Source organism: Pseudomonas algeriensis, assembly GCF_048847255.1.
Taxonomy (GTDB): Bacteria; Pseudomonadota; Gammaproteobacteria; order Pseudomonadales; family Pseudomonadaceae; genus Aquipseudomonas.
On the sequence record NZ_JBKKRK010000024.1, the window covers coordinates 22,599 to 33,999 of the forward strand.

At 60.1% G+C, this 11,401-nt stretch carries 11 protein-coding genes; 6 read left to right on the plus strand and 5 right to left on the minus strand.

Going from position 1 to position 11,401, the window contains the following annotated elements:
- Nucleotides 1-176: 176 nt before the first annotated feature.
- Nucleotides 177-1,361 (minus strand): delta-9 fatty acid desaturase DesA, encoded by a 1,185-nt coding sequence (gene desA, locus ACLK1G_RS24680; RefSeq protein ID WP_420767752.1) that lies wholly within the window; start codon nt 1,359-1,361, stop codon nt 177-179.
- Between the two features lie 145 nt (nt 1,362-1,506).
- On the opposite strand from desA, the gene dibA reads away from it, so the two are divergent.
- The gene (gene dibA, locus ACLK1G_RS24685) at nt 1,507-3,414 is read left to right on the plus strand and encodes a phosphodiesterase DibA (RefSeq protein ID WP_420767753.1); all 1,908 of its coding nucleotides are present in this window, start codon (nt 1,507-1,509) and stop codon (nt 3,412-3,414) included.
- A gap of 157 nt (nt 3,415-3,571) precedes the next feature.
- On the opposite strand, the gene ACLK1G_RS24690 is transcribed toward dibA, so the two are convergent.
- The 4 genes from ACLK1G_RS24690 to ACLK1G_RS24705 all read right to left on the minus strand — a co-directional run bounded on the left by ACLK1G_RS24690 (nt 3,572) and on the right by ACLK1G_RS24705 (nt 6,633).
- The gene (locus tag ACLK1G_RS24690; RefSeq protein ID WP_420767754.1) at nt 3,572-3,838 is read right to left on the minus strand and encodes a hypothetical protein; all 267 of its coding nucleotides are present in this window, start codon (nt 3,836-3,838) and stop codon (nt 3,572-3,574) included.
- Nucleotides 3,839-3,957: 119 nt separating this feature from the next.
- Entirely contained in the window at nt 3,958-5,367 is a 1,410-nt protein-coding gene (locus ACLK1G_RS24695; protein WP_420767755.1) for a PAAR domain-containing protein, read from the minus strand.
- The gene (locus tag ACLK1G_RS24700; RefSeq protein ID WP_420767756.1) at nt 5,364-5,897 is read right to left on the minus strand and encodes a hypothetical protein; all 534 of its coding nucleotides are present in this window, start codon (nt 5,895-5,897) and stop codon (nt 5,364-5,366) included. Before ACLK1G_RS24700 ends, ACLK1G_RS24695 begins: the two co-directional genes overlap by 4 nt.
- A gap of 364 nt (nt 5,898-6,261) precedes the next feature.
- Nucleotides 6,262-6,633 carry a DUF6124 family protein gene (locus ACLK1G_RS24705; protein ID WP_420767757.1) on the minus strand — a complete coding sequence of 124 codons (372 nt, stop codon included), beginning with the start codon at nt 6,631-6,633 and terminating at the stop codon, nt 6,262-6,264.
- A 484-nt stretch (nt 6,634-7,117) separates the two neighbouring features.
- Between ACLK1G_RS24705 and oscA the strand changes: the two genes are divergently transcribed.
- From oscA to ACLK1G_RS24730, 5 genes are all read left to right on the plus strand, one after another.
- Complete coding sequence (oscA, locus tag ACLK1G_RS24710) at nt 7,118-7,300, plus strand: sulfur starvation response protein OscA (RefSeq protein ID WP_030138496.1); 183 nt, start codon at nt 7,118-7,120, stop codon at nt 7,298-7,300.
- A 126-nt stretch (nt 7,301-7,426) separates the two neighbouring features.
- The gene (locus tag ACLK1G_RS24715) at nt 7,427-8,440 is read left to right on the plus strand and encodes a sulfate ABC transporter substrate-binding protein (RefSeq protein ID WP_420767758.1); all 1,014 of its coding nucleotides are present in this window, start codon (nt 7,427-7,429) and stop codon (nt 8,438-8,440) included.
- Nucleotides 8,441-8,572: 132 nt separating this feature from the next.
- On the plus strand, nt 8,573-9,391 hold the full coding sequence (cysT, locus tag ACLK1G_RS24720) for a sulfate ABC transporter permease subunit CysT (RefSeq protein ID WP_420767759.1): 819 nt from the start codon (nt 8,573-8,575) through the stop codon (nt 9,389-9,391).
- A gap of 13 nt (nt 9,392-9,404) precedes the next feature.
- Complete coding sequence (gene cysW / locus ACLK1G_RS24725) at nt 9,405-10,274, plus strand: sulfate ABC transporter permease subunit CysW (RefSeq protein ID WP_420767760.1); 870 nt, start codon at nt 9,405-9,407, stop codon at nt 10,272-10,274.
- A gap of 3 nt (nt 10,275-10,277) precedes the next feature.
- A complete protein-coding gene (locus tag ACLK1G_RS24730; protein ID WP_420767761.1) occupies nt 10,278-11,267 on the plus strand; it encodes a sulfate/molybdate ABC transporter ATP-binding protein in 990 nt (329 codons plus the stop codon).
- Nucleotides 11,268-11,401: the final 134 nt, after the last annotated feature.

The window sequence follows — 11,401 nt, forward strand, 5'->3', positions numbered from 1 at the left end:
GATGACGGCTCCCAACCTGTGGCGAGGGGATTTATCCCCGTTGGGCTGCGCAGCAGCCCTGAAACCAGTTGCCTCGGTGTGTCAGAAATAACTACATCGCTGTCTTGGGGCTGCTGCGCAACCCAGCGGGGATGAATCCCCTCGCCACAGCAACCTCCCCGCCGCGCACATCGGTGTCAGGCCGTGGCGGGGCGCAGCGAATAGGTCTTGAGCTGGTCGGCGAAGTCGCGCAGGGACTGGATGCCGCTGGCTTCGGCTTCGTGGACCCATTCCTTGATGGCGGCGAGCATGTCGTGGCCATTGCTGCTGGTCTTGACCCAGATCTGCTGCAAGGCCAGGCGTTTTTCGTAGATCACTTTCAACGCCTGGCTATGCTCCAGCATGTTCTGGATACGCACATGGTGGCGGTCGTCCAACAGGCTGGTTTCCCGGGACAGCAGGCGTTTGGCCCGATGGAACTGATGGCGGACCGAGTGATCGACCTTTTCCAGTTCCTGCTTGACCAGCGGCGCGATGACCAGCCGGCGGTACTGGGCCATGATCTGGAAACGGTTGTTGAGGATCGCCATGGCGGTGTCCATGTCCAGATGGCCCTTGCCTTCGACCCGGTGGGCAATCGGCGCGACCCGCTGAACCTTCGCCAGGCGCAGGAAGCTGAAGACCTTGATCCAGGCCCAGCCCAGGTCGAATTCCCATTTGCGCACCGACAGCTTGGCCGAGTTGGGGTAGGTGTGGTGGTTGTTGTGCAGTTCTTCGCCGCCGATGAGGATGCCCCATGGCACCAGGTTGGTCGCCGCGTCGCGGCACTCGAAGTTGCGATAGCCCACGGCATGGCCCAGGCCATTGACCACGCCAGCGGCCCAGACAGGAATCCACATCATCTGGATGGCCCAGATGGTGATGCCGATGGTGCCGAAAAGCAGCAGGTCGATGACGCCCATGATCGCTACGCCCAACAACGGGAAACGGCTATAGAGGTTGCGTTCGATCCAGTCGTCGGGGCAATTCTTGCCGTAGATGCGCAGGGTTTCCGGGTTTTGCGCCTCGGCGCGGTACAGCTCGGCGCCTTTGCGCAGCACCGTGGACAAGCCTTTGACGACCGGGCTGTGAGGGTCATCCTCGGTTTCGCATTTGGCGTGGTGCTTGCGGTGGATGGCCGTCCACTCGCGGGTGTTCTGCGCCGTGGTCAGCCACAGCCAGAAGCGGAAGAAATGTTTGAGACCGGCGTTCAGTTCCAGGGAACGGTGAGCCGAATAACGGTGCAGGTAGACCGTGACGCTGATGATCGTCACGTGGGTCATCAGCAGGGTGACTGCCACCAGCGACCAGGGCGACAAGCCAAGAAAACCTTCGTACCACATAGGCTGTAGGGCCCTCGATAAAAATAGAAACTGCCGTTGCATTATCACCAGCCCGAGGGAGAAAACCAGTCGGCCTTTCAGATAAGAGTGGCAGGATGTTTCTTACTTTATAATCCCCGCAAATTACAGGGACATGGACGGCCGCATGACCAACTCTCAACGCACCGCCATGCGCGGGGCATTGATTTACCTTCTGCTATCCGTTGCCTGGCTGCAGCTGGTTGGTTATTTACTGAGCAGTTTCTTCGATGATTCCGCCGACCGGCTTCGCTGGCAACTGATCAACGGTTATGCCTGGGCGCTGGTCAGCGCCGTGCTGATTTTCATGGCTCGGGTGCGCATCGCGCGTGGTTTGCGCAGGGGCGAGGGCACTGTCGATCGTGAGCGATTGCGCCAGGCCGCCGCCGTCTTCGATTGCACCCGCGAAGGGGTCCTGGTCACGGACCGTCAAGGCCTGATCGTGCATGTCAACCCAGCGTTCATGGCGATCACCGGTTACGCCCGCGACGAGGTGCTGGGCCGTCAACCCAACCTGTTCAAGTCCGGCCGGCATGGCCCGGCGTTCTACCGGGAAATGTTCGCTTCGCTGTCCAGCCGTGGCGAATGGAGCGGCGAAATCTGGAACCGCCGCAAAAGCGGAGAGATCTATCCGCAATGGCAGACCATCCGTGCCGTTGTCGATGACGAGGGCGAAGTCAGTCAATACGTGGCGGTGTTTTCCGACATCAGTGCAATCAAGGATTCGGAGCATGAGCTGGCGCACCTGGCCCATCACGACCCGCTGACCGGCCTGCCCAATCGCCTGCTTTTTTGCGACCGCACCGAGCAAACCGTGGCTTCGGCGCAGCTTCACAAGCGTGGGTGCGCGCTGCTGCTGTTGGATCTCGACCACTTCAAGAACATTAATGATAGCCTCGGCCATGCCGTGGGAGATGAATTGCTCAAAAGCGTGGCCCAGCGCTTTCTCGGGTTGTTCGCGCCGGGCATCACCCTGGCCCGGCTAGGCGGTGATGAGTTCGCGGTGCTCGCGGAAAATTGTTCTCAGCCAGGGCAGGCGGCGGCCTTGGCCCGGCGTATCCTCGATGCACTGAAAGAGCCGGTGCAGCTCGGCGACCAGTCCTTGTTTATCAACGCCAGTATCGGCATCAGCCTGTTCCCCGGTGATGCCCTCAGCGCCGGGCAATTGCTGCGCAACGCCGATTCGGCGCTGTTCAAGGCCAAGAGCAGTGGGCGCGATGGGTATGCCTTGTATACCGAAGAACTCACCACCCATGCCCAACAGCGGGTGGAGATCGGGTTCGAGCTGCGACGCGCGCTGCAGCAAGACGAACTGCGCGTGCATTACCAACCGGTACACGACCTGGCGACCAGCCGTCTGGTCGGGGTCGAGGCCCTGGTACGCTGGGAGCATCCCACGCGTGGGCTGGTGTCGCCGGCCGAGTTCATTCCCATCGCCGAGCGTACGGGGCTGATCGCCCAGATCGATGCCTGGGTCATGAAGCAGGCCTGTCGCCAGATGGGAGAGTGGCAGCAGGCCGGGGTGGTGCTGTCGTTCGTGGCGGTCAATGTCTCCAGCCGCTTGTTCGCACGTCGCGAATTGTATGAGCAAGTCGCCCGCGTGCTGCACGAGACCGGCCTTGACCCGGCCCTGCTCGAATTGGAAGTCACCGAAAGCGCAGTCATGGAAGACCCGGAAGTCGCGCTGGAACAAATGCACCGTTTGCGCGAATTAGGCGTGCGCCTGGCCATCGATGACTTCGGCACGGGTTATTCATCGCTGCTGCGGCTCAAGCGTTTGCCGGTGCAGAAGCTCAAGATTGATCAGGGTTTTGTCGCGGGGTTGCCGTGGGATGAGGATGACGCCGCGATCGTCCGGGTGATCATTGCCTTGGCCCATAGCATGGGGATGCAAGTGCACGCCGAGGGTATTGAACAGCGTGAGCAAGCGGCGTTTTTGCTTGTCCAGGCGTGTGAGCTGGGGCAGGGCTACTGGTTTGGCCGGCCCGTGGCGGCGGCGCAGTTGGATTGGGATCGGGCGCCGGTTATTGCTTGAGCGTCAGTGGTATTGATGTTGGCCGATGCACCGCTTTCGCGAGCAAGCTTTGCTCCCACAGGTGTTTTTGTGGTGGTCGAAATATCCGCAACACCCCCAATCCCCTGTGGGAGCAAGCTTGCTCGCGATGGCGTCGGCTCAGACGGCATTGATCGAGTTATTTGAATTGGATTAGCACGGCTGCGATTACCATCCAAACAACGACAATGAGCGTCATTGCTACCTTGATGATCAAAAGACGCTTCAGGCGAGGCGGGAAGTCTGCAATATCGCCAGGGTGTACGTCGCCCTTAATGATATAGGCCCTTGGAAACACCACTAGCCCGGCAATTTTTACAATCAGCACAACGCCTCCGATCCAGCCTTGCCGCCGCCATGCGGGGCCCCAAAGATAGATGTAACGGCTATTTTTCAAGGCCCCCATCATTGCATCCAGGTGTCGGTGGCTCAGATACAAAGTGAATAACAAACCTGCAGCCCCCAGTAGGGCCGGGCCAGAAACAAGCCAGAAAGCTAGCCAAGACTTCCAAAACCCAGCGGTTATCATGGCAAGGTTTTCTCATACAAAATCTCACCGCCTATCTCGCCTCCCATACCACCAAGCGCCGTACCTGCCCATGCTCCAGTCCCCACCACGGCAGCAACACAAAGAACACCCCCAATGCCTGTAGTAACTCCAAGCACCAGGCAAATAGAACCGCTGGCCAAAGAAGCTCCTGTCCCACCAGCCCAGCCACCAATGGTTGATCCCGCGAATTTTCCCCCTTCAGTAAACCTGACCCGCTCACAAGCCGCCTCAGAACCTACCTTACACACCTCCTGAACCGCCAACAAAGAAGAAACCCCACCAATCCCAATGCCGATATATCCGCCTGACTTCATGTACTTCGCGGCCCGACTGGTCGCCTCTACATGCGTGGCATACCCCGGTATCTGCCCCGGTGCTCCGGCCTTGTTCCAGTGGTGCACTAAGCTACGGCTCGAAATGCCAAGGGCAGTTTTCAGTTTGGGATGGTCGCCCAGGGTCGTATGGCCGCGCAGGCGACTGGAGTTCAGCAGGTGGGCATCCAGCTGGGCGAGCAGGAGCTTACGCTCGGTGAAAAACTGCGCTGATTTGAGGTGGCCGTGCTGGCGATAACTGTCCCGATGCAAGCGCTCCATGGCTTGCAGGGTGTCGCGCAGGCTGGTCAGGTGTTTTTCCATTACCACGGCGCTCACGCCCAGCCAAGTCGAGGTCTGGCCGGTGAAACTGGCGATCTCAGCCGCGTGGCGGTGCATGAAGTCGGCTTGTTCGGCCGTCAGGTCTTCGAGCGCGGCATTCACCGTTTCCGCTGCCGCCATCACCTGTGCTTCTTCGCGGGTGCATTGGTGATTGTTCGGGTCGCTCAGCACGATCATCGAACCAGCCTTGACCACATCGAGATGAGGATTGAGCGCGCGGAATTTGCGCATCACCGCCGGGTCGGGTGACAGGAACAACGTGGCCTCCAGCGCTTCGCGGGTCACACTTTTGGGCACAACGTAGAAGCCTGGTTCCTGGGGTTCTACGCGGCTAGATGTTGGGGGCGGCGGGTTGATTGATGGGGAGAAAAACGATTGGCGTGAAGCAGTTGGAGCGCTGGTCGCGGGCTGTGGGGCCGGCTGAGCGGCTCGGCTGGCTTGCGGCGCAGAATTCGCACCTTCATAGGTCGCCCAGAACACCGAAGGGATCAGCCGCGCTTTGCAGGGGCAGGTACTATGGCTATCGAGTGTTCCGGCCATGTGTCTGCCATGGCTGACAATGTGCCCGATACCACCTTTGATCTGATAAGTTTTCCCGTCCTTTCCACACGAGACGCGGTCACCTTCGCGGGCATGCAGCAGGCCAAACATGTTTACCCTGTTATCGCCATCCAGCACTTTGCCGCCGCAAGAAGTCTTGTCGCCCTGCCCGATGAAGTAACCCTCGGTCATTGCATGTTCCCCTTCATCTCATTCGAGTCCAGGCAAAGAACCTCCGCCGGTTTGAAGGCGGGCAAGAAGTCCTCGGCCATCGGCACACCTTTGCGGGCAAAAAGCAAGAAACCCTTTTGGGGCGTGTTGATGATTTCATCGCCATTGCTGAGACGACTGCCGACCAGGGCAATGTGACTATTGGCTTCCCCAGCGGTGGTTACGATCTGCGCCGTACGTCCATCGGCATAAACCACAAGGTCGCCCTTGCGCGCCGTGCACACTGGTTGACCGTCATCCAATGTGAACACCATCCGCAGAGTCCCTTGTTTGACCACACCGCCGTCGCGAGTCTGGCTGCCCTCGGTGGCCACCCGGTAAATAGCGATGGGAGGATGAGCCTTGACGTATGCCCGTTGTTTAACGACGAACGCCGAGATTTCTTCGCTGATACCGGTCGGTTGCCGTTCCTTGAAATAGCAATCGTCCAAATGGCTGAGAAAGTCGGGCGATGCTTCGTTGGTGTAGGCGAGGTGCAAGGATGCATTCATTTTTTCAAGGCTCCCATTCAAGGTTGTCCGCTGGCATGTACCAAGCCGGGCGAATATCGGAGCGATGAATGAGACGTCGCGGTGCGGGTGAGTCGCAATCCCGGCGGTGTGGGCATTTGGAGCGAATAGGAAACTTCGCAACTGGAAACGGGCCTTTTCCTACGCTCCAGAGTCATCTGTTGCGTGGTTTGCTCAGGAACTTAGCTGTCAGTTGAGAAATCAGCAGCCGATATGTCGCTTTCGCGAGCAAGCCGCTCCCACAGTGGAATGGTGTTGAACTTGAGATTCGGTTCGACATAGGGCCCCTGTGGGAGCGTAGCTTGCTCGCGATGGCGGTCGGCTCAGCTTGCATCAGAGCAAAGCGCTACCCCTTGGCCCCAGGCGCTGCCATCTCCTTGGTCTCCAAATGATCCAACGCCCGCTCCACCAGCAACTGCACCCCATCGGCCATGCGACTGATCGCCAGGGCGACACAGCGGCGCGAGTCATCCACGTCGTCGGCGATGGTGCTGATGGAGAGCAGGTCTTCGGAGGCGTTGGCGAGCAGGGTTTCGGTGTCGATGTGGGGGGACACGATGAAGAGTTGGTTTTTGTCGGGTTCGGGCGGTGAGGCGGGCTTGGGCTTGAGGTAGTAGTCGAGGGCGCGGGTGGCGGCGTCATCGAGCTTTTTTTCTTCCTGTGCTTGGACGCGGGATTTGTGGCCGCTTTGCGGCGGATTTGGTGACGGCTTGAACATAGTTGTACTCCGAAATTTAGGAGCCAACACCGCCTCGCTTGCACAGTCGAGAGAGGTGGCAGCTATGCATAGGTGTGCAAGACCGGTCGGAGTACCCGGCAGACCCGAAGGTCTCCCATACACAGCTGCCATAACGGTCCGCGAGCATAAAAAAATGCCCGATGAATAGCCATCGACAATTGTGTCCTCCGCCGGACTTGCACGTCCGTGTCACCGTTTTTGTGATGACGATCAGAGGTTAGCGGCGCTCGGCAGTGCTGCCTAGTTCATCAACGGCACCACGGTTTTAAGGAAATCTCCGAGGGTTTGGCAGGGAGAAGGACCCACGATCAGATCCATCGTAGGACGGCAAATTAGAGTTGGTATTTTGGTTATATAAAAATTCTTAAATAGTCTTTTTAAGAATATCCCGCTTTATCTAGTATTGCTCCCACGCCGCAAGCAGTGCCGCCCACTGCCAGGCATTCATACAAGGAGCAGCAGCATGAGCGCATCCCTACGTAGCGTTGACGGCCAGGACGAAGCAACCATCTTGCGCGAGATCCAGAGCGCATTGCGTGACCTGCGCTTTGGCGCGGTGGAAATCACGGTGCACAACGCGCAGGTGGTCCAGATCGAGCGCAAGGAAAAATTCCGCCTGCAGCAACCGAGTCAGAAACCGAGTTAAAGGATCGCCGCCTACGGCAGCTCCGACCGGGGGGCTGTGGCGTGGGCGCTGTCGCAGGCGGCGATCCTTGCTGCAAGCCATCCGATTCCAGAAGCCATAAAAACCAGAATTCCAGGAGCTTTCACCATGTCGTCGATTCGCCGTTATGCCTTGGCCGCCCTGGCCAGCGCTGTTTTTGCAGGTTCCGCGGTTGCCAAGGATTACGAGCTGCTCAATGTGTCCTACGACCCGACCCGCGAGTTGTATCAAGAGTACAACGCCGAATTCGCCAGTTTCTGGAAGAACGCGCATCCGGATGACACGGTGAAGATCCAACAGTCCCACGGCGGCTCGGGCAAGCAAGGCCGGGCGGTGATCGATGGCCTGCGCGCCGACGTGGTGACCCTGGCCTTGGCCGGCGACATCGACGAAATCGCCAAGCTGGGCAAATCCCTGCCAGCGGACTGGCAAACACGCCTGCCAGATGCCAGCACGCCTTACACCTCGACCATCGTGTTCCTGGTGCGCAAGGGCAACCCCAAGGGCATCAAGGATTGGGGCGACCTGATCAAGGATGACGTGTCGGTCATCACACCGAACCCGAAAACCTCCGGCGGCGCTCGCTGGAACTTCCTCGCCGCTTGGGCCTATGGCTTGAAAGCCAACGGTGGCGACGAGGCCAAGGCCAAGGAATATGTGCAAGCGCTGTTCAAGCACGTGCCGATCCTGGACACCGGCGCCCGCGGTTCGACTATCACGTTCGTCAACAACGGCCAGGGCGATGTGTTGCTGGCTTGGGAAAACGAAGCCTTCCTGGCGCTGAAAGAAGACGGTGGCGCCGACAAGTTCGATATCGTCGTGCCGTCGCTGTCGATCCTCGCCGAACCGCCGGTGGCGGTTGTGGACAAGAATGCCGAGAAAAAAGGTAATGCCGAGATCGCCCAGGCGTACCTCAAGCACCTGTACAGCCCGGCCGGCCAGGAAATTGCCGCGAAGAACTACTATCGCCCGCGTGACAAGGACGTGGCCGCCAAGTATTCCCGCCAGTTCCCGAAGGTGGAGCTGGTGACCATCGACAAGGACTTCGGCGGCTGGAAAACTGCCCAGCCGAAATTCTTCAACGATGGCGGTGTGTTCGACCAGATCTATCAGGCGCAGTAAGCTCAGCAGACCCCGGATTCATTGTGGCGAGGGAGCTTGCTCCCGCTGGAGTGCGAAGCGCTCCCAGAATTTCTGGGGCTACTTCGTAGCCCAGCGGGAGCAAGCTCCCTCGCCACACAACCAAGGACCTTTATGTCGCGTCGCATATCCCCCGTCATACCCGGCTTCGGGCTGACGCTGGGCTACACCCTGGTGTACCTCAGTCTGATTGTGCTCATACCCCTGGCGGCGATGTTCGTGCATGCCGCCCAACTCACCTGGGATCAGTTCTGGGCGATTATCTCGGCGCCGCGGGTGCTAGCTGCCTTGAAGCTCAGCTTCGGCACCGCGCTGTGTGCCGCGATCATCAACGGCATCATCGGCACGCTGCTGGCTTGGGTGCTGGTGCGCTACACCTTCCCCGGCCGCAAGGTCATCGATGCGATGATCGACCTGCCCTTCGCCCTGCCCACCGCCGTGGCCGGTATCGCGCTGACGGCGTTGTACGCGCCGACCGGCCTGGTTGGCCAGTTCGCCACCGACCTGGGTTTCAAGATCGCCTACACCCCGCTGGGCATTACCCTGGCGCTGACCTTCGTGACGCTGCCGTTCGTAGTGCGCACGGTGCAACCGGTGCTGGCCGACATTCCCCGGGAAGTTGAAGAAGCCGCCGCGTGCCTCGGTGCGAAGCCGTGGCAGGTGTTCCGCCACATCCTGATGCCGGCGCTGTTGCCGGCCTGGTTGACCGGGTTCGCCCTGGCTTTCGCCCGTGGCGTGGGCGAGTACGGCTCGGTGATTTTCATCGCCGGCAACATGCCGATGAAAACCGAGATCCTGCCGCTGCTGATCATGGTCAAGCTCGACCAATACGACTACACCGGCGCCACTTCCATCGGCGTGCTGATGCTGGTGGTTTCCTTCGTCCTGTTGCTGCTGATCAACCTGCTGCAGCGGCGCATCGAAACCCCATAAGGAGGCGCGAACCATGTCCCAATCGTCTATTTCCGCCGCTTCCACCAACGCCGCCCGTCGCGGCAGCGCGACGTCGCGGCGCGTGCTGATTGGCCTCGGCTGGCTGATCTTTGCGCTGTTTCTGCTGCTGCCGTTGTTCATCGTCGTGTCCCAGGGCTTGAAGTCCGGCCTTGGGACGTTCTTCGCGGCAATCTTTGAGCCTGACGCCTTATCGGCGCTCAAACTCACGGTGTTCGCGGTGTTGATTTCGGTGCCGCTGAACCTGGTGTTCGGCGTGAGCGCCGCGTGGTGCGTGAGTAAATATTCATTCCGTGGCAAGAGCATGCTGGTGACGCTGATCGACCTGCCGTTCTCGGTGTCGCCAGTGATCGCGGGCCTGGTCTACGTGCTCATGTTCGGCGCCCAGGGGCTTTTCGGGCCGTGGCTGTCGGATCACGACATCCAGATCGTGTTTGCGCTGCCGGGCATCGTCCTGGCGACGATCTTCGTCACGGTGCCGTTCGTGGCCCGTGAGCTGATCCCGCTGATGCAGGAACAAGGCACCCAGGAAGAAGAGGCCGCGCGCCTGCTCGGCGCCAATGGCTGGCAGATGTTCTGGCATGTCACCGTGCCGAACATCAAGTGGGGCCTGATCTATGGCGTGGTGCTGTGTACCGCCCGGGCCATGGGCGAGTTCGGCGCGGTGTCGGTGGTGTCCGGGCACATTCGGGGGGTGACCAACACCCTGCCGCTGCATGTCGAGATCCTCTACAACGAATACAACCACGTGGCCGCGTTCGCCGTGGCGAGCCTGTTGCTGATCCTGGCGCTCTTCATCCTGCTGCTCAAGCAGTGGAGCGAAAACCGAATCAACCGCCTGCGCGCCAGCGCCGCGGAGGAATAAGTCATGTCGATCGAAGTCCGTAACGTCAGCAAGAATTTCAATGCCTTCAGGGCCCTGGACGACATCAGCCTGGACATCCAGAGCGGTGAGCTGGTGGCGCTGCTCGGGCCATCGGGTTGCGGCAAGACCACCTTGCTGCGGATCATTGCCGGCCTCGAGACGCCGGACCAGGGCAACATTGTTTTCCACGGCGAGGACGTGTCCGGCCACGATGTGCGCGATCGTAACGTCGGGTTCGTGTTCCAGCACTACGCCTTGTTCCGCCACATGACCGTGTTCGATAACGTCGCGTTCGGCCTGCGCATGAAGCCCAAGGGCCAGCGCCCGAGCGAAAGCCAGATCGCGACCAAGGTCCACGAATTGCTGAACATGGTGCAACTGGACTGGCTCGCCGACCGCTACCCCGAGCAGCTGTCCGGCGGCCAGCGCCAGCGTATCGCGTTGGCCCGCGCCCTGGCGGTGGAGCCCAAGGTATTACTGCTGGACGAACCGTTTGGCGCCCTCGACGCCAAGGTCCGCAAGGAACTGCGCCGCTGGCTGGCGCGGCTGCACGAGGACATCAACCTGACGTCGGTGTTCGTCACCCACGACCAGGAAGAAGCCATGGAAGTCGCCGATCGGATCGTGGTGATGAACAAGGGCGTGATCGAGCAGATCGGCTCGCCGGGCGACGTTTACGAAAACCCGGCCAGCGACTTCGTGTATCACTTCCTCGGCGACTCGAACCGCCTGCATTTGGGGGAGGACCGGCATGTGCTGTTCCGTCCTCACGAAGTCTCGCTGTCACGCTCGGAGCTGGAAGATCATCACGCCGCCGAAGTGCGCGACATTCGCCCGCTCGGCGCGACCACTCGGGTGACGTTGAAGGTCGAAGGCCAGAGCGAGCTGATCGAGGCCGAAGTGGTGAAGGATCACGACAGCCTGGTGGGGTTGGCGAAGGGCGAGACGCTGTTCTTCAAGCCGAAGGTCTGGCAGAAAATCGCCAACCTTTAAAGGCATCCCGAGCACGGGATTTGTGAACGGCGCAGACCTATCGTGGGAGCGGGCGTGCTCGCGAAAGCGGTGGGCCAATTGACGACGATATTGATTGTGCCGCCGGCGTGGCGACCCAACCCCCCCCCCCCACC